This window comes from Pelagimonas phthalicica (genome assembly GCF_004364805.1).
Lineage (GTDB): Bacteria > Pseudomonadota > Alphaproteobacteria > Rhodobacterales > Rhodobacteraceae > Pelagimonas > Pelagimonas phthalicica.
The window spans coordinates 1,283,720-1,304,632 of the sequence record NZ_SOAP01000002.1 but is presented as its reverse complement, the minus strand read 5'-3'; the positions used below and the strand labels follow the sequence as shown (position 1 = coordinate 1,304,632).

20 protein-coding genes are annotated in these 20,913 nt (G+C 57.6%); 12 read left to right on the top strand and 8 right to left on the bottom strand.

Going from position 1 to position 20,913, the window contains the following annotated elements; genetic code table 11:
- Positions 1 to 6 precede the first annotated feature (6 nt).
- Positions 7 to 1,782: a PQQ-dependent methanol/ethanol family dehydrogenase gene (locus CLV87_RS16495; protein ID WP_099247120.1), complete on the top strand. Its 1,776-nt coding sequence runs from the start codon at positions 7 to 9 to the stop codon at positions 1,780 to 1,782.
- 108 nt (positions 1,783 to 1,890) lie between these two features.
- Here CLV87_RS16495 and CLV87_RS16490 read toward each other — a convergent pair whose 3' ends face one another.
- The 3 genes from CLV87_RS16490 to CLV87_RS16480 all read right to left on the bottom strand — a co-directional run bounded on the left by CLV87_RS16490 (position 1,891) and on the right by CLV87_RS16480 (position 4,527).
- Positions 1,891 to 2,631: a maleate cis-trans isomerase family protein gene (locus CLV87_RS16490; protein ID WP_099247118.1), complete on the bottom strand. Its 741-nt coding sequence runs from the start codon at positions 2,629 to 2,631 to the stop codon at positions 1,891 to 1,893.
- 9 nt (positions 2,632 to 2,640) lie between these two features.
- Positions 2,641 to 3,804, bottom strand: coding sequence for a M24 family metallopeptidase (locus tag CLV87_RS16485; RefSeq protein ID WP_099247116.1), 1,164 nt, complete (start codon positions 3,802 to 3,804; stop codon positions 2,641 to 2,643).
- Positions 3,805 to 4,062: 258 nt separating this feature from the next.
- Positions 4,063 to 4,527: an Lrp/AsnC family transcriptional regulator gene (locus tag CLV87_RS16480; RefSeq protein WP_099247114.1), complete on the bottom strand. Its 465-nt coding sequence runs from the start codon at positions 4,525 to 4,527 to the stop codon at positions 4,063 to 4,065.
- A 121-nt stretch (positions 4,528 to 4,648) separates the two neighbouring features.
- Here CLV87_RS16480 and CLV87_RS16475 point away from each other — a divergent pair, with 121 nt between their 5' ends.
- Positions 4,649 to 5,698, top strand: coding sequence for a pyridoxal-phosphate dependent enzyme (locus CLV87_RS16475; protein ID WP_099247112.1), 1,050 nt, complete (start codon positions 4,649 to 4,651; stop codon positions 5,696 to 5,698).
- 108 nt (positions 5,699 to 5,806) lie between these two features.
- On the opposite strand, the gene CLV87_RS16470 is transcribed toward CLV87_RS16475, so the two are convergent.
- Positions 5,807 to 6,724, bottom strand: a complete 918-nt coding sequence (locus CLV87_RS16470; RefSeq protein WP_099247110.1) for a LysR family transcriptional regulator — start codon at positions 6,722 to 6,724, stop codon at positions 5,807 to 5,809.
- A 178-nt stretch (positions 6,725 to 6,902) separates the two neighbouring features.
- Here CLV87_RS16470 and chvE point away from each other — a divergent pair, with 178 nt between their 5' ends.
- The 7 genes from chvE to CLV87_RS16435 all read left to right on the top strand — a co-directional run bounded on the left by chvE (position 6,903) and on the right by CLV87_RS16435 (position 15,891).
- Positions 6,903 to 7,949, top strand: a complete 1,047-nt coding sequence (chvE, locus tag CLV87_RS16465; RefSeq protein WP_099247886.1) for a multiple monosaccharide ABC transporter substrate-binding protein — start codon at positions 6,903 to 6,905, stop codon at positions 7,947 to 7,949.
- An 88-nt stretch (positions 7,950 to 8,037) separates the two neighbouring features.
- Entirely contained in the window at positions 8,038 to 9,558 is a 1,521-nt protein-coding gene (gene mmsA / locus CLV87_RS16460) for a multiple monosaccharide ABC transporter ATP-binding protein (protein WP_099247108.1), read from the top strand.
- 11 nt (positions 9,559 to 9,569) lie between these two features.
- Positions 9,570 to 10,802 carry a multiple monosaccharide ABC transporter permease gene (mmsB, locus tag CLV87_RS16455; RefSeq protein ID WP_099247107.1) on the top strand — a complete coding sequence of 411 codons (1,233 nt, stop codon included), beginning with the start codon at positions 9,570 to 9,572 and terminating at the stop codon, positions 10,800 to 10,802.
- A 4-nt stretch (positions 10,803 to 10,806) separates the two neighbouring features.
- Positions 10,807 to 12,549 carry an L-arabinonate dehydratase gene (araD, locus tag CLV87_RS16450; RefSeq protein WP_099247105.1) on the top strand — a complete coding sequence of 581 codons (1,743 nt, stop codon included), beginning with the start codon at positions 10,807 to 10,809 and terminating at the stop codon, positions 12,547 to 12,549.
- Positions 12,549 to 13,475 carry a Gfo/Idh/MocA family protein gene (locus tag CLV87_RS16445; protein WP_099247104.1) on the top strand — a complete coding sequence of 309 codons (927 nt, stop codon included), beginning with the start codon at positions 12,549 to 12,551 and terminating at the stop codon, positions 13,473 to 13,475. Before araD ends, CLV87_RS16445 begins: the two co-directional genes overlap by 1 nt.
- A 10-nt stretch (positions 13,476 to 13,485) precedes the next feature.
- The gene (locus tag CLV87_RS16440) at positions 13,486 to 14,403 is read left to right on the top strand and encodes a dihydrodipicolinate synthase family protein (protein WP_099247102.1); all 918 of its coding nucleotides are present in this window, start codon (positions 13,486 to 13,488) and stop codon (positions 14,401 to 14,403) included.
- A 12-nt stretch (positions 14,404 to 14,415) separates the two neighbouring features.
- Complete coding sequence (locus CLV87_RS16435) at positions 14,416 to 15,891, top strand: aldehyde dehydrogenase (NADP(+)) (protein ID WP_099247100.1); 1,476 nt, start codon at positions 14,416 to 14,418, stop codon at positions 15,889 to 15,891.
- Between the two features lie 55 nt (positions 15,892 to 15,946).
- Here the strand turns inward: CLV87_RS16435 and queF are convergent, their stop codons facing one another.
- Genes queF through queC form a run of 4 tightly spaced genes read right to left on the bottom strand, consistent with a single transcriptional unit; the run spans position 15,947 to position 18,219 of the window.
- Positions 15,947 to 16,411: a preQ(1) synthase gene (gene queF / locus CLV87_RS16430; RefSeq protein WP_099247885.1), complete on the bottom strand. Its 465-nt coding sequence runs from the start codon at positions 16,409 to 16,411 to the stop codon at positions 15,947 to 15,949.
- A gap of 16 nt (positions 16,412 to 16,427) precedes the next feature.
- Complete coding sequence (queE, locus tag CLV87_RS16425) at positions 16,428 to 17,135, bottom strand: 7-carboxy-7-deazaguanine synthase QueE (RefSeq protein WP_099247098.1); 708 nt, start codon at positions 17,133 to 17,135, stop codon at positions 16,428 to 16,430.
- Complete coding sequence (gene queD, locus CLV87_RS16420) at positions 17,132 to 17,497, bottom strand: 6-carboxytetrahydropterin synthase QueD (protein ID WP_099247096.1); 366 nt, start codon at positions 17,495 to 17,497, stop codon at positions 17,132 to 17,134. The genes queE and queD overlap by 4 nt, the downstream gene beginning before the upstream one ends.
- Entirely contained in the window at positions 17,497 to 18,219 is a 723-nt protein-coding gene (gene queC / locus CLV87_RS16415; RefSeq protein WP_099247094.1) for a 7-cyano-7-deazaguanine synthase QueC, read from the bottom strand. Before queC ends, queD begins: the two co-directional genes overlap by 1 nt.
- Before the next feature lie 114 nt (positions 18,220 to 18,333).
- On the opposite strand from queC, the gene CLV87_RS16410 reads away from it, so the two are divergent.
- The 3 genes from CLV87_RS16410 (at position 18,334) to CLV87_RS16400 (ending at position 20,893) form a co-directional block, all read left to right on the top strand.
- The gene (locus tag CLV87_RS16410; RefSeq protein ID WP_133840814.1) at positions 18,334 to 18,561 is read left to right on the top strand and encodes a hypothetical protein; all 228 of its coding nucleotides are present in this window, start codon (positions 18,334 to 18,336) and stop codon (positions 18,559 to 18,561) included.
- A gap of 765 nt (positions 18,562 to 19,326) precedes the next feature.
- Entirely contained in the window at positions 19,327 to 19,527 is a 201-nt protein-coding gene (locus tag CLV87_RS24050; RefSeq protein ID WP_133840813.1) for a hypothetical protein, read from the top strand.
- 553 nt (positions 19,528 to 20,080) lie between these two features.
- Positions 20,081 to 20,893, top strand: a complete 813-nt coding sequence (locus CLV87_RS16400; protein WP_099247884.1) for an inositol monophosphatase family protein — start codon at positions 20,081 to 20,083, stop codon at positions 20,891 to 20,893.
- Positions 20,894 to 20,913: the final 20 nt, after the last annotated feature.

Sequence of the window (20,913 nt, the reverse complement as noted above, 5' to 3'; positions counted from 1 at the left end):
GAGGACATGAACAAATTCTTAACTGCAGCGGTGGCAGCAATCTTTGCCACATCCGCACTGACAACGGCGTATGCAAGCCCCGTCACCGAAGAGATGCTGGCCAATGATGGCGTATCCACCGGCGACGTTCTGACCAACGGGATGGGGCGTCATCTGCAACGCTACTCCCCGCTGGATATTCTGAACAAAGACAACGTCAAAAACCTTGTCCCTGCCTGGGCGTTCAGCCTTGGTGGCGAAAAGCAGCGCGGCCAGGAAACCCAGCCGATCGTGCATGATGGCGTGATGTATATCACCGGCTCTTACAGCCGCATGTATGCGATTGATATCAAGACCGGCGAAGAGCTGTGGCAGTATGATGCGCGCCTGCCTGAGGGTATCCTGCCCTGCTGTGACGTGGTGAACCGCGGCGCGGCGATCTATGGCGACAACATCTATTTCGGCACTTTGGATGCACGCATCGTTGCGCTGAACGCCAAGACCGGCGACACGGTCTGGAACAAGAAAATCGCTGATTACAAAGCGGGTTACAGCTATACGGCTGCGCCGCTGATCGTGAACGGGCTGGTGATCACCGGCAATTCCGGTGGCGAATTCGGCATCGTTGGCGAAGTACAGGCCCGTGACGCTGAAACCGGCGATCTCGTCTGGACGCGTCCGGTGATCGAAGGTCACATGGGCACGCTGAACGGCGAAGAAAGCACCATGACCGGTGTCCTGAACGCCACTTGGCCCGGCGACATGTGGAAAACCGGTGGCGGCGCCACCTGGCTTGGCGGCAGCTATGACGCTGACACCGACACGCTGGTCTTTGGCGCGGGCAACCCGGCCCCTTGGAACAGCTGGCTGCGCAACGCAGGTCAGTTGAATGACGGCACGGGCGACAACCTCTATGCCGCCTCCCGTATCGGTATTGATCCGGCAACCGGCGACATCAAATGGCACTTCCAGACCACCCCACGCGAAGGTTGGGACTATGACGGCGTGAATGAAGTCGTCGCCTATACCGACCGCGACGGCAACAAGCGCTATGCCACCGCCGACCGCAACGGCTATTTCTACGTGTTGAACCGCGAAGACGGGGCATTCGTCTCGGCCACACCATTTGTCAAAGACATCTCATGGGCCAATGGTATCGATGAAAACGGTCGCCCGATCTTTAACGAGGAAAATCGTCCTGGTGACCCATCCGCTGCCGCCGATGGCAAAAAGGGCGAGGTCATCTTTGCCTCCCCATCCTTCCTGGGTGGCAAAAACTGGATGCCGATGGCGTTTAGCCAGAACACCGGCAACTTCTATGTGCCCTCCAATGAATGGGGCATGGATATCTGGAACGAGCCGATTTCCTACAAGAAAGGCGCGGCTTACCTCGGTGCGGGCTTTACCATCAAGCCGAACTACGAAGACCATATCGGTAGCCTCAAGGCGATTGACCCGGATACCGGTGAAATCAAGTGGGAATACAAGAATGACGCGCCGCTTTGGGCGGGTGTCATGACCACAGCGGGTGGCCTTGTGTTCACCGGCACGCCTGAAGGTCGCTTTATCGCCTTTGACGATGAGACCGGTGAGGTTCTTTGGTCCTTCCAGACTGGTTCCGGCATCGTCGGCCAGCCTGTCACCTGGGAGCAGGATGGCGAGCAATATGTCACTGTGATCTCTGGCTGGGGCGGCGCGGTTCCGCTTTGGGGCGGCGAAGTGGCCAAGAAAGTGAACTACCTGAACCAAGGTGGCACACTCTGGACCTTCCGCCTGCCAAAGCAACTGGCTTCGGCTGACTAAGCTTTGACCCTTGAAAATCTAGAACGCCCCTGTGCTGAGCACGGGGGCGTTTTCGTTTCGAGGGGGTGCAAGGCCTGTTGTTTATGGGAATTTTCGCAAGCGTTGCAGCTATCGGAATAGCTGTCCGAATTCCGGGCTTGGATCCTGCACGCCAGCCAGACGCAGCATATGCCAGGCCAACGCTTGGTTGCTGGACAGAACCGGCTTTCCAAGCCTCTCTTCGGCCAATGGGATCACGTCGAGACAGCGCAAATTGGTGCAAGAAACGACCACCGCGTCGCAGGGGGCTTGGGCTGCGGTGGTTTCGATAGCCTCCAGGATCGAGGCCTTGGTGATCCGTGCGACCACTTGGTCATTACCTTCTTCAAAGGAGCCGAATCCGGCGATTTCAAATCCGGCCTCTTCCAGCTTAGCCCGCATTTTGGCGGAAACTTCGGGAATGTAGGGGGTCACAAAGCCGAGTTTCTTGACCCCAAGGTGGCGGCCCGCTGCGATGATGGCCGCCAGGGGATCGGTGACTTGGGCACCGGTGCACACGGTTTGGACCGTTTCTGCCACCCTGTCCGAGCCGATCACGGTAGAGGCCGAGGTGCAGCCAAAGCCAATAGCGTCGAAAGTCAGCGAGGGTGGCAAGAGACGAGCAGAGGCGGGCAAGTCCTGCTCCATCCGGGCGAGTGTATCAGGGCGGATTTCCGGAACCATGGGAATGCGACTGTGATATAGCGCCACCCCGGCACGGTTCATGATCCGCGAAAATTCATGCTCTAGCGTTTCGTCCGTTTCCAGGACAATCACCCCCAGATTGGCCCGCGTTCCAATGCCCGCATCCGTTTGAAAACCGAGTTTCATATGCAGTCCTCAGATGATTGGAAGTTCGGGCGCGGCGCGGGTGCTCAACAGCTCCGCCCCATCTGCGCGAATGACGATGTTTTCTTCATGCACCATGATCCGTCCATCGCCATAGCTCAACGAGGGTTCTAGCGTCAGCACCATGTTCTCGCGGATTTCGGTTGTGTCCCAGGCCGCGTGTGATGGCCATTCGGTCAACTGCATGCCAAGCCCATGGCCCAGCCGACCCACATCGCCGCCTTGATCATCCAACTCGCGGATTACCGATTGCATGGCCTGGAAAAGATCGCGGCAGGTGGCACCGGGGCGGGCGGCCTCGATCCCCGCCTCGGTCGCGCGCCAGAGCACGTCATAGGCCCGGCGCGAGGCGTCATCGGCACTGCCAATGGCCCAGTTCCTATCGAAATCGCAATAATACCCGTCCCAACTGGCTCCTGTATCCAACATTAGGATATCGCCCTTGGTCAGGGCGCGGCGCGTTGGGGGAGAGATCACATCGTGATAACCACCCGTATCGGCACCGCCGACAAGATAGGGCACATCGTCAGCACCTTGTGCCAGCCCTTCGCAACGAAAGGCGCGAAACACATCCGCAAGCGGTTGGCCCACATGAGTAAACTCTGGCACTTTGGCAAAGGTTTGTGAGCCGATGGCACAGATATGCGCGAGTTTTTCGATCTCGGCCGCTGATTTGACCATGCGCAAATCGCGGATGATTGGGGTTGCATCCGTGATCTGTAACCCTTTGAGCCCGAACAACAACCGTTCGTAATCGTCAAGGGGCATGCGCAGGTGAGTCTCATGACCTTTCAGCAATCCGATCACGTCACCGCGCTGAGCGTAGGGCGCAAGTAAGTCAGCTAGCAGGCTGATCCCATCATCCTTGGGCGCGGGTGCGCTCCAGGTGCGAATATCGCTGACCCAGGTCCGGCGCATCAGATCCGCGCCAATCTCGGGGATAATCGCGATGGGTTTACCGCTGGCCGGAAGGAACAGGAACCAGGGGCGCGTTGGGCTTTGCCAGAACAGTGTGTGAAACCCGCTGAAATAGCGCACTTCTGGTTCCGTGGTCAGCAACAGACCCGCTATGCCTGATTGGGCCATTTTGGCCTGGGCGGCAGCGGTTCGGGCTGCAAATTCTTCAACCGGGAAACCGCGAGGGGGCGTCGTCATGCTGGGTTTTCCTTTGTCAGTGAGAGCCGTTCCTTGACCAGCTTGACCCAGAACCTCGCCCCAATCCTCAGCAAGGTATCCATAACGGCGCGCGGCAGGGGGCCTTGTTGCTCTGTGGGGTAAAACGCCCCATCGATACCCACCCTCTTTTTATACCAAAGGTCTATGCGCAAAACGCATCAAGTTTTATCGACCGAGACAGAAAAAATTTCAGGAAAGCCTCTGTTGCCGACCAATTTTTGCAAACGGTTGATGTTGTCAGATCGGAACCGTCAGCCCGGTTTTGGTGCGATCCATCACCACGGATGTCCGAAACCGGCGCACATTCGAGTTTTCAAAGAACAGGCGATGCGTCAGTTCTTCGAAATCCTGCATATCGTGGGCGGTGCAGATCAGAATGAAATCAGCCTCACCGGTCACGTAGTAGCACTGCTGAACCAGAGGCTCGTTCCGCGCACGTTTGCGAAAAAGGTCGAGCTGTTGCAGGGATTCCCGCTCCAACTCCACAAGGACGATAAAGGTCATCTTGTAGTCAAAACGGTTTTGGTCCAGCACGGCGACCTCCTTTTGGATCACCCCATTTTCGCGCAATCGTTTCAGCCGCCTTTGAACTGATGGGACTGAGAGATGACACTCCTGCGCCAGCGCTTCCAAGCCGGTGCGGCAATCGTTTTGCAACACCCTGAGGATCGTGAGATCCGCGTCATCAAGCTCGACAGCCATGTAAATTCTCCGCGTCAAATGTGGCTTTGGCGAAAATATTAGTCGAGGTGTTGGGGGAAATCGAAAAAAAAGAGCGGGAGGAAGTGAAATAATGAGAGGCAGAGAACAAGGGGAACACCACATGACCAACCGCGACAGCCTTAGCTTTGCCCCAGATTTCGCACAGGCTCTCGCCTTTTTCCAAGCGCATGAAGATTACGCGGTGTCACCCTTGGTTGAGATCCCGGGCCCTCATGGGGTGACCGTTTTGGCTAAGGATGAGACGCAGCGCATGGGGCTTGGGGCCTTCAAGGCTTTGGGCGCGCCATACGCGGTGGCGCGGTTGATCGGCAAAGCCTGGCAGGAGCAGACTGGGGAAGCGCCGGCTTTAACCCGGCTCAAAGATCAAGATATTCGCGATTTTGCCGCGACGCATCGGTTTGTCTGCGCAAGCGCGGGCAATCATGGCATGGGTGTTGCCGCTGGCGCGCGGGCAATGGGGGCAAAGGCACGCATTCATCTGGCGGCAACGGTGCCCGACAGCTTTGCGGATCGGTTAAGGGCGCTTGGTGCCGAGGTGGTGCGGTCTGGTGACGTCTATGATGACAGCGTTGCCGCCGCCATCGCTGATGCCGAGAAGACCAGGGCCACGCTGTTGGCCGACGGAACCTGGCCCGGCTACACCGAGATCCCGAAACTGGTGATGGAAGGGTATTGCGTGATCGCAGAAGAGTTGCGCGCGCAGTTCGAGGTCTCTGGCCAGTGGCCAACCCATGTCTATCTTCAGGCCGGAGTTGGCGGTTTGGCCGCTGCCATGGCCCATATGATCCGCCTGAACTGGGCTGAACAGCCCGAGTTGATCATCGTTGAACCCGAAGCCGCTGCCTGTTTGCTTGCAAGTCATAACGCCGGTGAACCCACCCGCGGTGACGGACCCGAGTCCAATATGGGCCGTCTGGATTGCAAGGAGCCGTCGATCGTGGCTTGGGATGTTTTGGAGCGCTGCGATGTGCGTTACGAAACCCTGACCGAGGATGAAGGCCAGGCCGCTGCCGAGGCCATAACGGGATCCGGCATCGCCACCACACCATCCGGAGCGGCAGGTTTTGGAGCCCTATGCATGAGATTGCGCACAGCCGCAGAGGTCAAAGATTTGCGCCCGCTCGTCATCATTTCGGAAGGGCAGGGGTAGGACCTTAAGGTAGGCCGGACTGCCCCCCGGAACTCGGCCCTAAATTGTTACGCTCAAGGTGGGGCTACCCCTTGCGGATGTCCCACGGCCAGTTTCCACCCAATTGTATCAGATATTGGCCAGAACGCTTTTCAGCAGTTTGTCGGCCGCTTGTGTCAGGTTGCGACGGTTGTCACGGATGATGAAGTAGGGCTGAACATTGATTGGTGTGTCGACGTTCAGCGATGTGAGGCGCGCGGCAATGCCAGATGAGGTGAGCAGGGCTTTGACCTCATTTGTTTGCGGTGAAATCGCCTGACTTTCAGCCACCTGAGCCAGCGCGATCAACAGCGAAGAGCTGTTGATCACCCGGCGCGGGGTCGGAACGCCTGCGCTGTGAAAGGCCAGCTCGACCGCTTGACGGATCGGGTTCCCCTCGTCCTGGATCACCCAGGGGTATTCGGCAAGCTCTGCAAAACTCACCTTGTCGCGGGCTGCCAAAGGATGGCTGTCATGGACCAGCAAGGTGACAACTTCGTTGCGTCCCGGATAGAGGTGGAAATCGAGCCGGTCATGGTCTTCGGGCACACGGCCAAGGATAAAGTCATAGCGCGCCTCTTCAAGCCCCCGGAACAGGACCCGTGACGGGGCGACATCGACAGATAGGCGAAAATCCAGATGGTCGTTTTGCACCGCGTTGATGGCAGGCATCAGGCACCCGAGCGCCGGGCCGGTTACCGCGCCAACGCGCACATGCCCCATGACTCCAGAGCGCATGCGCGCCAGTTCATCTTCGATATTCTGCATCTCGGACAGGACCACGCGCGCGTGTCGGACAAAAACCTGTCCCTCGGCAGTTAGTTCCATTCCTGTTGGCTGACGGGTGAACAGCTTGGTTTCAAGGCTGGCCTCGATTTCCGCCAGAATGCGCGAGGCCGCCGGTTGCGACATGCCAGAAATCTGCGCAGCCATTTGCAGCTGCGCGGTTTCGGCGATCTTGATCACCAGCTCCATGTGTTTTGGCTTCACGCGATTGGCTAGGCGCATTGGGGCTCTGACCGTTTCTAGAGTTTCCTTCGCGGCTCTATATCATTTTTGATATGAAAAAGTCTATTCTTTGAGATTTATTATTATACGCTCAGCCGCTAACCCTTCTGCCATGCAGGACAAAGATACCTCGGAGGAGTTCAAGGGGCGCGACCTGCATCAATGGGAGATGAAAATCATGAAACTCAAGACCATTCTTGCCAGCACCGCGCTGGCCTTTTCCGCCGTCGCTGCCATGGCCGATACCGTGGGTATCGCCATGCCGACCCAATCCTCTTCGCGTTGGATTTCCGACGGTAATTCCATGGTGGAGCAATTCAAAGCCGCCGGGTATGACACCATTCTGCAATATGCCGAAGACGATATTCCAAACCAGCTGGCGCAAATCGAGAACATGATCACCAACGGTGTCGATGTTCTGGTCATTGCTGCGATTGACGGCACGACCCTGTCCAACGCGCTGGAAAACGCGCATTTCGCCGGGATCAAGACCATCGCCTATGACCGTCTGATCCGCGACAGCGAATATGTCGACTATTACGCGACCTTCGACAATTTCAAAGTTGGCGTGCAGCAGGCCAGCAGCCTGGTTGACGGGCTCAAGGCGCGGTTTGGTGATGGCCCCTATAATGTGGAACTGTTCGGAGGCTCGCCAGACGACAACAACGCCTATTTCTTCTATGATGGCGCGATGTCCGTGCTGCAGCCGCTGATCGATGCGGGCACTGTGAATATCGTGTCTGGCCAGATGGGCATGGACACAGTGGGCACCTTACGCTGGGATGGCGCGGTGGCGCAGGCGCGCATGGATAACCTGCTATCAGCCCATTACACCGACGCAACCGTGCAAGGCGTTTTGGCCCCTTATGACGGCCTGTCCATCGGCATTATCTCTTCGCTCAAAGGGGTTGGTTACGGCTCTGGCGATCTGCAAATGCCGATCGTGACCGGTCAGGACGCCGAAGTGCGCTCGATCAAATCCATGCTGGCGGATGAGCAATATTCGACCGTGTTCAAGGATACCCGCGAACTGGCCCGTGTGACCGTTGGCATGGTTGATGCCCTTCTCAAAGGTGGCGAGCCAGAGATCAACGACACCTCGACCTATAACAATGGTGTCAAGGTGGTGCCGTCCTACCTGCTGGAACCTGTTTCGGTCGATATGTCCAACTGGGAAGAGATCATCATCGGCTCCGGCTATTACACGATGGACCAGCTCCAGTAATCACGCTGTCCTCTCTGGGATGCGTTGGCGATCCGTCGTCGGCGCATCCCGGCTTAACCCATCCGAACACGTCTTAGGGAGCAAGACCATGTCGGCACTGCTGGAAATGCGTGCAATCACCAAAGAATTCCCCGGTGTAAAAGCGCTGGACCAGGTGAGCCTGTCTGTGGATGAGGGCGAAATCCTCGCGCTTGTTGGCGAAAATGGGGCCGGAAAATCGACCCTGATGAAGGTGTTGTCGGGCGTCTATCCGACCGGCAGCTATGATGGCGAAATCATCTATGACGGGGCCTTGGCGCAATTCTCCGGAATTGCTGACAGCGAGGCCAAGGGCATTATCATCATTCATCAGGAACTGGCCCTGGTTCCGCTTCTGTCGATTGCCGAAAACATCTTTTTGGGCAATGAGCAGGCCAAAGGCGGCGTGATCAACTGGCGCGAAACCGAACAGCGGACGGTTGAACTGCTGCGCAAAGTCGGGCTGAGCGAGCCTCCGGGCACCTTGATTGACAAGATCGGCGTCGGAAAACAACAATTGGTCGAGATCGCCAAGGCGCTGGCCAAAGATGTGCGCCTGCTCATTCTCGACGAACCCACTGCTGCCCTGTCCGAGGCCGATAGCCAGGCCCTGTTGGACCTGATGCTCGAGCTTAAGGCGCAGGGGGTCACACAGATCATCATCAGCCATAAATTGAACGAAGTACGTCAGGTGGCCGACAAGATCACTGTGATCCGGGATGGGACCTCGGTCAGTGCCATGGATGCCCGCACCGAAACCATCACCGAAGACAAGATTGTGCGTGATATGGTCGGGCGAGACATGGCCGCCCGCTATCCGGCACGTGACCGCCGCGCTGGTGAGAAAATCCTTGATGTCAAAAACTGGAACGTGTTCCACCCGCTGCACGCTGATCGTCAGGTCATTCACGACGTGAACCTGACAGTAAACGCGGGCGAAGTTGTTGGGATTGCGGGGCTTATGGGCGCGGGGCGCACCGAGCTCGCCATGAGCCTGTTTGGGCAATCCTATGGGCAGAAGATTTCTGGCGATGTGCTGATGCATGGGCAGTCCGTTGATGTCAGCACCGTGTCCAAGGCCGTGGCCTCGGGGCTGGCTTATGTCACAGAAGACCGCAAAGAGTTGGGTTTGATCCTGGATGAAACCATCCAGCGCAACATCACCCTGTCGAACCTGCCCGAGGTGGCCAATGGCCAGATCCTGCAAGAGACCAAGGAAACCCGCGTCGCAGAAAGCTATCGCGATGCGCTCAACATTCGCACGCCGGGGGTGTTTCAGCGTGTGGTCAACCTGTCAGGTGGCAACCAGCAAAAGGTTGTCCTGTCCAAATGGCTCTTTGCAAAACCCGAGCTGCTGATCCTCGATGAACCCACCCGGGGCATCGATGTCGGGGCCAAATTTGAAATCTACGGGATTATCAACGACCTGTCCGCACAAGGCAAAGGCGTGTTGATGATCTCTTCGGAAATGCCCGAACTCTTGGGCATGTGTGACCGCATTTACGTGATGAACGAAGGCGCATTTGTCGGCGAACTGACGGCCGAAGAGGCCAGTCAGGAAGCCATCATGTCGCTGATCGTGACGGACTGAGGGAGGCCGGCATGACAACAACCACAGAAAACAGCCCCAATGAGCAAAAAGCTGGCATCGGCGAATACTTGGTCCGCCATTTGCGCGAATATGGTCTGCTCTTTGCCTTGATCGCGATCATGGCCTTTTTCCAGATCGCCACGAATGGCACGCTGCTCAAGCCGGTCAATGTGACCAACCTTTTGTTGCAGAACAGCTATATCGTCATCATGGCGCTGGGGATGCTGATCGTGATCGTGGCCGGGCATATCGACCTGTCTGTCGGCTCGGTCATGGGATTTGTTGGTGCTTTGGCGGCGGTGATGATCGTCGAACTGGACCAGCCAACATGGATCACAATCGCAACCTGTATCGCGGCGGGGGCCTTGATCGGGGCGGCGCAGGGCTATTGGGTCGCCTATTGGGGGATTCCCTCCTTTATCGTGACGCTGGCCGGGATGTTGGTGTTTCGCGGGGCCTCTCTTTGGCTGCTCGAAGGGCAATCGCTGGGGCCATTTCCGCGCGAATTCCAGATGATGGCCAATGGGTTTGTGCCGGATATCTTTCCCGCCGGGTTCGGTGAATCCGTCGCCAAGCTGTTGGGCGAACGCCGGGTCAATATGCTGGCGCTTGTGACCGGGGTTTCCGCGGCCTGCGCGATCTTTTGGCTCGAGCTGAAGAAACGCGCACAAAACCGGGTCTATGGCATGGACACCGAACCGACCGCGTTTTTCTGGGCTCGTGTTGGCATCATCTCCTTTGCCCTGGTGTTCATCCTGTTCAAACTCTCCACTTTTCGTGGCCTGCCGAATGTGCTGATCACCATGGGTGTTCTGACCATCCTCTACGCGTTCTTTACCGAACGCACCGTAACCGGGCGGCGTATTTATGCGCTGGGTGGCAATATCAAGGCCGCCAAACTGTCCGGTGTGAAAACCGCGCGCCTGACCTTTTTGGCTTTCGTCAATATGGGGGTTCTGGCGGCCATCGCCGGGATGGTCTTTGCCGCCCGCCTGAATTCGGCAACGCCCAAGGCCGGGTTTGCGCTGGAGCTCGACGTGATTGCGGCGGTCTTTATCGGTGGCGCGTCCATGTCGGGCGGCGTTGGCAAGATCGTCGGCGCGGTGGTCGGTGCCTTTCTGATGGGGGTGTTGAACAACGGCATGTCGATCCTTGGCATCGGCATCGACTATCAGCAGATGATCAAAGGGCTCGTCTTGCTCGCTGCTGTCATCTTTGACGTCTACAACAAGCAAAAGAGCTAAGCAGATGGCATTTGTTCCCAAAACATGGCCCCGCCGCCTGCGTTCAGCCGAATGGTATTGCGGTTCGACCAAAGACGCGATCTATCATCGTGGCTGGCTCAAGAACCAAGGCTATCCAGACGATCTGTTTGATGGCCGCCCGGTGATCGGTATCCTGAATACCTGGTCCGAACTGACCCCCTGTAACGGCCATCTGCGCGAGCTCAGCGAAAAGGTCAAAGCCGGAATTTGGGAGGCCGGGGGCTTTCCCCTTGAAGTGCCTGTTTTCTCGGCCAGCGAGAACACGTTTCGCCCAACGGCTATGATGTTTCGCAACCTCGCCGCCATGAGCATCGAGGAACAGATCCGAGGCCAGCCTATGGATGGCTGCGTGCTGATGGTCGGCTGTGACAAGACCACACCAAGCCTGCTGATGGCCGCGGCCTCGGTTGATTTGCCCTCTATTGTGGTCACCGGTGGCCCCATGCTGAACGGCTGGTTTCAGGGGGAACGTGTTGGGGCCGGCACGCATCTGTGGCGCTTTTCCGAAGCCGTCAAGGCCGGTGAGATGTCGCAAGAAACCTTTCGCGAGGCCGAAAGCGCCGTCACCCGGTCAAGCGGCACCTGCAACACGATGGGCACCGCCTCCTCGATGGCGTCGATGACCGAAGCCTTGGGCATGGCGCTGTCCGGTAATGCGGCTATTCCAGCGGTCGATAGCCGCCGCCGCGTCATGGCGCAGATGAGCGGCCGCCGTATTGTGCAGATGGTAAAGGACGATCTGAAACCCTCTGACATTCTGACAAAAGACGCCTTTGAAAACGCCGTGCGCGTCAACGGAGCTGTCGGTGGGTCCACAAATGCCGTCGTTCATCTGCTGGCCATTGCCGGGCGCATCGGGGTGGATTTCACCCTGGATGACTGGGACCGCTGCGGTCGGGATGTGCCGACCATTGTGAACCTACAGCCATCGGGGGAATACCTGATGGAAGAGTTCTATTACGCCGGTGGCTTGCCGGTTGTTCTGCGCCAAATGGGCGAGGCAGACCTTTTGCACAAAGACACGCTGACCGTGTCCGGAGATGATATCTGGTCCGAGGTCAAAGAGGCGCGCAACTGGAACGAAGATGTCATTCGCCCCTTTGATCAAGCTCTGACACCGCAAGGGGGCATGGCTGTGCTCAAGGGCAATCTTGCCCCGAAGGGCGCGGTGATCAAACCTTCTGCAGCCTCGGAACACCTGATGCGCCATCGCGGGCGGGCGGTCGTCTTTGAGGATATCGACGATTACAAGGCCCGCATCGAAGATGAGGCGCTGGATGTGGATGAAACCTGCATTCTCGTGCTCAAGAATTGCGGCCCCAAAGGCTATCCCGGCATGGCCGAGGTTGGCAATATGGGCCTGCCACCCAAGGTTCTGAAAAAGGGCATCACCGATATGATCCGCATCTCTGATGCGCGCATGTCCGGCACGGCCTATGGAACCGTCATCTTGCACACCTCCCCCGAAGCCGCCGCAGGCGGGCCGCTGGCCGTGGTGCGGTCGGGTGACATGATCGACGTGGACGTGCCCGCCCGCCGATTGCATCTGGATATTTCCGAGGCCGAATTGGCGGACCGGCTGGCCCAGTGGCAACCCAGCCATGAGGTGCCCACATCCGGCTATGCCTGGCTGCATCAAGCCCATGTCCAAGGCGCGGATACCGGGGCTGATCTCGACTTTCTCAAAGGCTGCCGAGGCAGTGCCGTTGGAAAGGACAGCCATTGATGGATCTCGCACTTGTCGGCATTGGAAAGATCGCGCGCGACCAGCACGTGCCCTCTCTTGACGCCTCCCCGGATTGGAAACTTGCGGCAACGATTTCACGCCATGGCAGCGTCGATGGCGTCGAACAGTTCACCAGTTTCGAACAGTTCCTCGACGCGCGTCAGGATATTCGCGTCGTATCGCTTTGCCTGCCGCCGGTGCCGCGGTTTGACTATGCGGTACAGGCGATTGCCACCGGGCGGCATGTGATGCTGGAAAAGCCCCCCGGGGCCAGTGTCGCGGAATGTCAGAAATTGCTGGCCATGGCCCGTGCTCAGGGCGTGGCACTGTATGCGACCTGGCACTCGCGCGAGGCGGCGATGGTCGATGCGGCGCGCGATTGGCTTGCCGGGCAAAAGTTGCGCAAACTGACCGTCACCTGGCAGGAAGACGTGCGCCGCTGGCATCCCGGCCAGGACTGGATTTGGGAACCGGGCGGATTGGGGGTTTTTGACCCGGGTATCAACGCTCTCTCGATTGTGACCAAGTTACTCCCGGATGCGCTGCATCTGAGCGCCGCAGAATTGATCACCCCGGAAAACCGCCAATGCCCGATTGCCGCCAAGCTGCGCTTTGCCCATCCCCATGGCGCGGATATTCGTGCGGATTTTGACTGGCGCAAAGAGGGCGACCAGATCTGGCGCATCGAAGCGGAAACCGACAGCGGCAGGATGACCCTGGACGCGGGCGGCGCACAGCTCAGTATCAATGGCGTTCCCCAACAATCAGACAGTGCAGCCCTGAGCGGGGAATACCCCCGCCTTTACGCGCGTTTTGCCGAACTTGTGGCCTCGGGCAGTTGCGATGTCGACCTCGCGCCGCTCCGGCATGTGGCGGATGCCTTTATGATCGGTCGCCGCGAGATCACCGCGCCATTTCACGAATAGGACAGAGCAGATGAAATCTCCACTCACCGGCATTCTGCCAGTAGCCCCAACCCCCTTTCTGGACGACGGCCAGGTTGACGAAGACGGCATGCGCCGGGTTCTGGATTGCATGATTGATCAGGGCGTCGATGCAATCTGCATTCTGGCCAATTATTCCGAACAGTTTGTTCTGTCGGACGAAGAACGCGCACGCCTGATGCGGATCTGCCTTGACCATGTCGCAGGGCGCGTGCCGGTCATTGTGACGGTCAGCCATTTCTACACTGGCATCGTCGTCGAACGCGCCAAGGCTGCGCAGTCGCTGGGTGCATCCATGGTCATGATGATGCCTCCTTATCACGGTGTTGGCTTGGTGCCGGCAGAGGCCGGTATCTTTGAACATTTCCAAGCGGTTTCGGACGCGATCGACATTCCGATCATGGTGCAGGACGCCCCGCTGTCGGGCTGCCAGCTCTCGGTGCCGCTCTTGGTGCGCATGGCAAAAGAGCTGGAACAAGTGCGCTACTTCAAGATGGAAATGCCCTTTGCCGCGGATAAGATCGCCACGCTGATTGACCAAGGTGGCAGCGCCATCGAAGGCCCCTTTGATGGCGAAGAAGCCGCCACATTGCTGGCTGATCTGGATGCGGGTTGCACCGGGACAATGACCTCGGGCCTGCAATGCGAACATATCGGCAAGATCATCCGCAGCTATTTGGCCGGTGACAAAGAGGCCGCGCTGGCGCAATGGACGGCCTGCCTGCCACTGATCAATCACGAAAACCGCCAATGCGGCTTGCGCGCCTGCAAGACGGTGATGAAAGCCGGGGGCGTCATCAAGAGCGACCACGTGCGTCACCCGTTGAAACCCATGACACCGCGCACCCGCGACCGACTGCTGCAATTGGCCACAGATATGGACCTCATCGCGCTGCGCTGGGGCAAGTAGGAATAGATCACCATGATTATGAACGACAAAAACCTGATTGCCGGGCAATGGGTACCGGGGGATCAGACCTTTGCCTCCGATGCAGGCGACTTTCACGATGGCACCCCGGATATGGTGGCCAAGGCCTGCGAGGCGGCGGAAGACGCGTTTTGGACCTATGGGGCCAGCAGCGCAGAGAACCGCGCCGCTTTCCTGAATGCCATCGCGGATGAAATCGAAAACCGCGCCGAGGATATTACCGAGGTTGGCAGCCTCGAAACCGGCTTGCCCGCCGCCCGATTAGAGGGCGAGCGCGGGCGCACGACCGGGCAATTGCGCCTCTTTGCGTCTCATATCCTCAAGGACGATTACCCCGAAACCCGCCATGATCCGGCCTTGCCTGATCGTGCCCCATTGCCGCGCCCGGATCTTACGCTGATCCATAAGCCCATCGGCCCCGTGGCGATCTTTGGGGCATCCAATTTTCCTTTGGCCTTTTCGGTTGCGGGGGGCGATACGGCCGCTGCTCTGGCCGCCGGGTGCCCGGTGGTCGTCAAAGCGCATCCGGCCCATCCGGGAACCTGTGCCATTATCGCCGAGGCGATCCTGGCCGCGATTACCTCAACCGGCCAGCCTGCCGGGACCTTCAGCATGATCCATGGCAGCGGTGCCGAGGTGGGCTCGGCGCTGGTCCAGCACCCGCTGATCCAGGCCGTTGGCTTTACCGGGTCTCACAAGGTGGGGCGGATCCTCTTTGATCTCTGCGCGGCGCGTCCGGTGCCGATCCCGTTCTTTGGCGAGTTGGGGGCGGTCAATCCGATCTTTGTCTTGCCCAATGCCTTGGCAAATCGCGGTGAAACTATTGCCGAAGGCTGGGCAGCGTCGTTGACCTTGGGGGCGGGGCAATTCTGCACCAATCCCGGCGTCCTCTTTGTTCCAGGTGGCGCGGCTGGCGATGCCTTTGTCGCCAGTGCCAAGGCGGCACTGGAACAAATCGCACCGCAAACCATGCTGACCCAGGGTATTGCCCAGGCCTGCCGCGCAGGTGTTGCGGCGACATCTGACGTGCCCGGCGTGCAAACGCATCTTTCGCCCCAATCGCAACAACGCGACGGCGTCGCGTCTCTGTTGGAAACCGATTTGCAAACTTGGATCGCCAACCCAATTCTGGCCGAAGAAGTCTTTGGCCCGCATGGGATCATTGTGCGCACCGGAACTGACACTGACATGGTGGCTGCGGCGCATGCGCTTCAGGGGCAGTTGACCGTGACCTTGCAAATGGATGAGGGTGACGCGGCCCTTGCCAAACAACTGCTGCCCATTGCCGAGCGCAAGGCAGGTCGGGTGCTGGCCAATGGGTTTCCAACCGGCGTCGAAGTCGCGGACGCCATGGTGCATGGCGGGCCTTACCCGGCCTCATCCAATTTCGGCGCAACCAGTGTTGGCGCGCTGGCAATCCGTCGCTTTTTGCGGCCTGTCTGCTACCAGAACATGCAGCATCTTTTGTAAATGCGCGAGGCGGCCCTTTTGCCGTGATGCAAAGGGCCGCCCGCCCGTCTAACGTTCACCCGCGTCCGCGATAGGGCGGCACGCCCTGATCCGGAATCCACACCGCTTCGGGCATCGGGCCGGTTTGCCAAAACACGTCAATCGGGATGCCCCCGCGCGGATACCAATAGCCGCCAATTCGCAGCCATTGCGGGTCCAGAAACTCTGCCAGACGGCGGCCAATCGAGACGGTGCAATCCTCGTGAAAGGCTCCGTGATTGCGGAACGACCCCAAAAACAGCTTGAGCGATTTGCTTTCAACCAGCCAATCGCCGGGCACGTAGTCAATGACCAGATGGGCAAAATCAGGCTGCCCGGTCATCGGACAAAGCGAGGTGAATTCGGGCGCGACAAAACGCACGTTATAGGCCGTGTCAGCCTGCGGGTTTTGCACCCGTTCCAACTCGGCCTGGGACGGGTCGGACGGCAGGATCGTGTCGCCGCCCAATTGTTTCAGATTGCTGTAAATCGAGTCTGTCATGGTGATACTCCTGTCATCAGACACCACGTTTGTTGCCCCAAAGCAAAACATGCAGCTGCGGAAGAATGCGCGGGGTGAACCAGCCATCACTGGTCACTTTTTCCACCAGCCAAAGCATACGATCCAAGCTGTCCTGCGTCTTGATGGGAAGGTCCGGATCGACATCCGGATTGCCCGGTTGCAGGTAGAGCGGCAGATCCGGATAGCGACCGGCAGCAGCGCGCGCCCAGTCATAATCGTTGGCGTCAAAGATCACGATCTTCATCACCACCTGAGTTTTGGCCCCCGTCGCAGCGATGCAGTCTTCGAAATCGGCCCAATCCACGGTCTCACCGCTAGAGGGCGGTTTTGGGCTGAGCACCAAGGTCTCAAGCGCGCCGAACCATGGTTTGGCAATCGAGCCCTGGGTCTCGCATGCAAAGCGATACCCCTTGGATTGGCCCAATGCCATGACTTGGGTGAAATCCTGAATAGCCGGGTTGCCACCAGACAGGGACACGGTCAAAGGCGTGCCACCCGACAGGCGTTCAACCTCGTCCCAAACTGCCTCTGCGGACATGGGGTGCCAGTCGTGGCGATGCGCGCTGTCGACTGCATGCAGGCTGTCACACCAGGAGCAGCGATAATCACAGCCCCCGGTGCGGACAAAAACGGTGGGTTCCCCAATCAAGGCCCCTTCACCCTGAATGGTGGGGCCAAAAATCTCGGCGATGCGCAGGGTCATGCCGCGGATTTGGGGCGGTATTCGGCCCATGTCTTGGGGGTTTCCGACACCCGCACCGCCGAGGTCTGCGGCCAGCGCGCCTTGCACCAGGTATAGAAATGAAAGGCGACATTTTCCGTCGTGGGCGGGATGTCCATCACATCATTCAGATGCCGGTGGTCAAAGGCGTCATCAATGTAATCCTTGAACGCGCTCAACTCGTGGAAATCAATGATAAAGCCGGTCTCATCCAGGGTTTCGCTCTCAAGCTCGAGGTAGACAATGTAGTTATGCCCATGCAGCCCGGCGCATTTATGCCCCAGAGGCAAGGTTTCGAGACTATGCGAGGCGCAAAAGTGGAACTCTTTGCAGATGCGAAACATTACGCGGTCTCCTGATGGCTGTCAGTCCCGGTGGCGGTGCCAGTCGCGGCGCGCCAGAAATCAGGATCTTCGTATTGGGTGGGGTCGGTGATGCCCGCCAGGTGAAAGGCTTCGCGCCGTTCCACACAGGTGCCGCATCGCCCGCAATGATGCGTGCCGCCTTTGTAACAGGACCAAGTATCGGCAAAGGGCGTGTTTGCGGCGACCCCTTCGGTGACGATATCGGCCTTGGTTTTATGGACGAACGGCGTCACCAGCGACACGTCGGCATAGCCATCCAAAGCCGCGCACTGCATGGTGTCGAACGCCTCGGTAAAGGCGGGGCGGCAATCGGGATAGATAAAGTGATCCCCCCCGTGAACCGCTGTGGCAACGCCCGTATCACCCTTGGCGGCGGCGATGCCATAGGCAATGCTCAACATGATGGCATTGCGGTTTGGCACGACGGTAACTTTCATCGTGTCTTCGGCATAGTGGCCGTCGGGCACATCAATATCGTCCGTCAGGGCAGACCCGGTCAGGGACGCCCCGATCGAACGGATATCAACGATATGATGGGGAACATGCAGACGCCGCGCCGCCGCGGCTGCAAATTCGACTTCTTTCTTGTGACGCTGGTCATAGTCGAAGGAAACCAGGCGGCTCAGCTCACCTTGGGCGGCGATGATATGGGCAAGCGACACGGAGTCGAGCCCACCTGAGCAGATGACGAGTGTTTTCATTTTGAACCCTTGTTTTGATAACCGGGTAGGCTGCGACCGGTGGCGTGCGCCTAATGGTTATGGGCAAAAGGGTCAAGACGAGAGTTTGCGTTGATTGGACGCGATGGATCAGCCATGGCTACACGTCCCGCAGCCTCGCCGGGCTTTGTCAGGAAGATTTCTAGCAGAGGCTGGAGTACCTTTCGCCGATTGGTGCAGGAACAGGCCCGCCATATGCTGCCAGGCTTTCGCTCTCAGGCCAAACGAGACTTACTTGCCAATTCAGAAGAATTAGACTTTGACGTCATACAAGATGATTTGGTGCTTGAACACATTCTCCTGGATCGTGATATTTTCGCTTGATCGATTGCGATGACGGCGTTTTCGGTTATCGTCTCTTTGACATCGCCACAGCTTTGATAATGAGTGTTCGCGAACCCGGAGACGACCAATAGATTTCAAAATTCTCTATCTATTCAAAATATTAAGATGCGTAACCTATGCGGGTTGGTTTGTGCCCAAGCGCGATAAAGATGAGGTGCTTGTCAGCAATCAACGCTTTACTTTGGCTGCACAACAGCTTTGTTTCGCATAAATAGCTGAGCCGCATTACACCAAGGCACATGTTAGATTGTTTCAGTTGTCACCTGACTGTGACGTCGCCTAGTGCGGCGTGTTGGTTCTATAGTTATCAGGTGTTCAATACAGTTTTGAGCAAATTTTTTGGCCTGTACATGTCCATTTTTTCAAGCGATTTTTCTGAGAAGTTTGGGGTGACGTAATGAAGAGATTAGTTGGCTCCATTGTCCAAATAACCATAAAAATTGGGCGAATTTATGGGATCTGCACTCATGACCTGGGTAGGGATGGGCAAATATTGATGATGTTCCGGCCAGTGTTTCCTGACGATCTGCCACACCCGGAAAGGATGCTTTTCGGTGAACCCGTGCGAACATGGATTAGGTTCCCGTTGCGCCATGCGACGAAGCAGCCGGACATCAAAATCGTCGGTGCTGTCGAGTTGAAAGAGGGGGGACCGATCTTCCGACCTTTCGGTCTCCCGGTCTTTCTGCACCAGGAGAGCGGGCCTCGGGCTGGTGGTTGGTTACTGGCGAGAAGCAGGAATGGGTGGACGCGCTATCTCTGGAGATGGCCCTTTTGCCGGAAGACGGCTTTCCGGGGCTGCCCCTCCCCCAAGATTGGTACGAAAGAGATGTCCTGCCGACGTCGCCTGAAAGGCTATTGCTTGGCCCGATTGATTTCACACTCTCCGAACTGAAAGAGTTTTGCTTGACTGAAAAAGGTATGCCGAAATACTGGCCATGTTGAGGGGCGCGCTGGTTTAGCGGGATGCCATTTGTCTCCTCACAAGTGCGAAACATAAGAGTGCACCCGGCCGACGTCGTACCAGAGCGAAGCGAGAAATCTCGCCTAACCTTTTTCTGCGTCGTTAGAAAGCGGGGTAGAAGTGCCGAAAAGCTCGTCCAAGGCTTTTGGGATCCCAAGCCCCTAATTACCGTGAGTGAGTTTCTGGGCTGAAAACGTTCATAGTGGATTGGCGTTGGGCTGCCCTTAAGTGACGATGCAAACCTGTTCAGTCAAATTTGTGTCTTGTCATCGCCGATTCTGCAAACTGCATGGTTTTTTGCTTTTAATGGTGTGAACATCAACCTGGATCCTCCAATATTGAACACGAGAACAGAAATTTCAGTGGTATTTTTCTGTGCTCCCCCCTGAGATTTGAGGGGGGAAAGTTAAATATATCAGGGTGATAGGTTGTGGGTGGTCGATAAGGTGCGTGTTCATTAAAACATTTCTTGCACACGTGTACAAAAAATGTTTTGAATATTGCGTACTTGCTGAATTGGAGGTCGCGGTGCTGATGGAAGAGGGTGTTCTGGCGCGAGAAGTCTTGCTTAGGCAGGTCTTGTTGTCTGCCGGTCAGATCGTACGTGAAGGGTTTTTGCGGCGGGATGCGAATACATATTCGCTTAAGGGGCCGCAGGATTATCTGACCGAAACCGATGCGGCGTCCGAGTTGCACATTCGGCAAGCGATCTTGTCCCAGTTTTCCGAAGACAGTGTTTTTGGTGAAGAGGAGGGCGGTGAAGTTTCGGCGCAGACCTGGGTGGTCGATCCTATTGACGGAACCGCAAATTTTGCGCGGGGCCTGCCGCACTTTTGTATTTCCATCGGGTTTGTCGTCGATCGCAATCCGATACTCGGCGGCATCTACAGCCCGATCACAAACGAACTTTACTATGCACGACGCGGGCACGGCGCGAGCCTTAACGGTAAGGCGATTTCAGTGTCTGGGGCAGACCTGCCGGAAAGTGCGACCGTCGAAATGGGTTGGTCAACGCGTGTGTCGACCGAGACCTACCTGGAGTCCATGGAGGGGCTGCTGAACTCCGGATTGAATGTGCGTCGCTGCGGGTCTGGAGCTTTGGCCTTGGCGCATGTCGCGGATGGTCGTTCGGATGGCTATTGCGAGCTGCACATGAATTCGTGGGATTGCATTCCCGGATTGCTAATCGTGTCCGAAGCGGGCGGTGAGGTCTGTGAATATTTGCAGACAGGCGACCTGCGCGAGGGCGGGCGTATTTTGGCCGCGACACCAAAAATTGCGCCGACGATGAGCCGGTTGCTCTCCACGCGCCTTTTGCCGCGCACGCAAGTGCCCGAGACAGCCTAAAGCCGCCGATAAACAAAAAC

Coding starts and splice junctions, on each gene's coding strand:
- araD (WP_099247105.1), top strand. CDS start 10,807: ATGGCATTTGTTCCCAAAACATGGCCCCGCCGCCTGCGTTCAGCCGAA.
- CLV87_RS16445 (WP_099247104.1), top strand. CDS start 12,549: ATGGATCTCGCACTTGTCGGCATTGGAAAGATCGCGCGCGACCAGCAC.
- CLV87_RS16495 (WP_099247120.1), top strand. CDS start 7: ATGAACAAATTCTTAACTGCAGCGGTGGCAGCAATCTTTGCCACATCC.
- queE (WP_099247098.1), bottom strand. CDS start 17,135: ATGACCCTGCGCATCGCCGAGATTTTTGGCCCCACCATTCAGGGTGAA.
- CLV87_RS16470 (WP_099247110.1), bottom strand. CDS start 6,724: ATGCGCCTAGCCAATCGCGTGAAGCCAAAACACATGGAGCTGGTGATC.
- CLV87_RS16475 (WP_099247112.1), top strand. CDS start 4,649: ATGACCAACCGCGACAGCCTTAGCTTTGCCCCAGATTTCGCACAGGCT.
- CLV87_RS16435 (WP_099247100.1), top strand. CDS start 14,416: ATGATTATGAACGACAAAAACCTGATTGCCGGGCAATGGGTACCGGGG.
- queC (WP_099247094.1), bottom strand. CDS start 18,219: ATGAAAACACTCGTCATCTGCTCAGGTGGGCTCGACTCCGTGTCGCTT.
- mmsB (WP_099247107.1), top strand. CDS start 9,570: ATGACAACAACCACAGAAAACAGCCCCAATGAGCAAAAAGCTGGCATC.
- queF (WP_099247885.1), bottom strand. CDS start 16,411: ATGACAGACTCGATTTACAGCAATCTGAAACAATTGGGCGGCGACACG.
- CLV87_RS16480 (WP_099247114.1), bottom strand. CDS start 4,527: ATGGCTGTCGAGCTTGATGACGCGGATCTCACGATCCTCAGGGTGTTG.
- CLV87_RS16490 (WP_099247118.1), bottom strand. CDS start 2,631: ATGAAACTCGGTTTTCAAACGGATGCGGGCATTGGAACGCGGGCCAAT.
- CLV87_RS16440 (WP_099247102.1), top strand. CDS start 13,486: ATGAAATCTCCACTCACCGGCATTCTGCCAGTAGCCCCAACCCCCTTT.
- chvE (WP_099247886.1), top strand. CDS start 6,903: ATGAAACTCAAGACCATTCTTGCCAGCACCGCGCTGGCCTTTTCCGCC.
- mmsA (WP_099247108.1), top strand. CDS start 8,038: ATGTCGGCACTGCTGGAAATGCGTGCAATCACCAAAGAATTCCCCGGT.
- CLV87_RS16400 (WP_099247884.1), top strand. CDS start 20,081: ATGGAAGAGGGTGTTCTGGCGCGAGAAGTCTTGCTTAGGCAGGTCTTG.
- queD (WP_099247096.1), bottom strand. CDS start 17,497: ATGTTTCGCATCTGCAAAGAGTTCCACTTTTGCGCCTCGCATAGTCTC.
- CLV87_RS16485 (WP_099247116.1), bottom strand. CDS start 3,804: ATGACGACGCCCCCTCGCGGTTTCCCGGTTGAAGAATTTGCAGCCCGA.
- CLV87_RS16410 (WP_133840814.1), top strand. CDS start 18,334: ATGGCTACACGTCCCGCAGCCTCGCCGGGCTTTGTCAGGAAGATTTCT.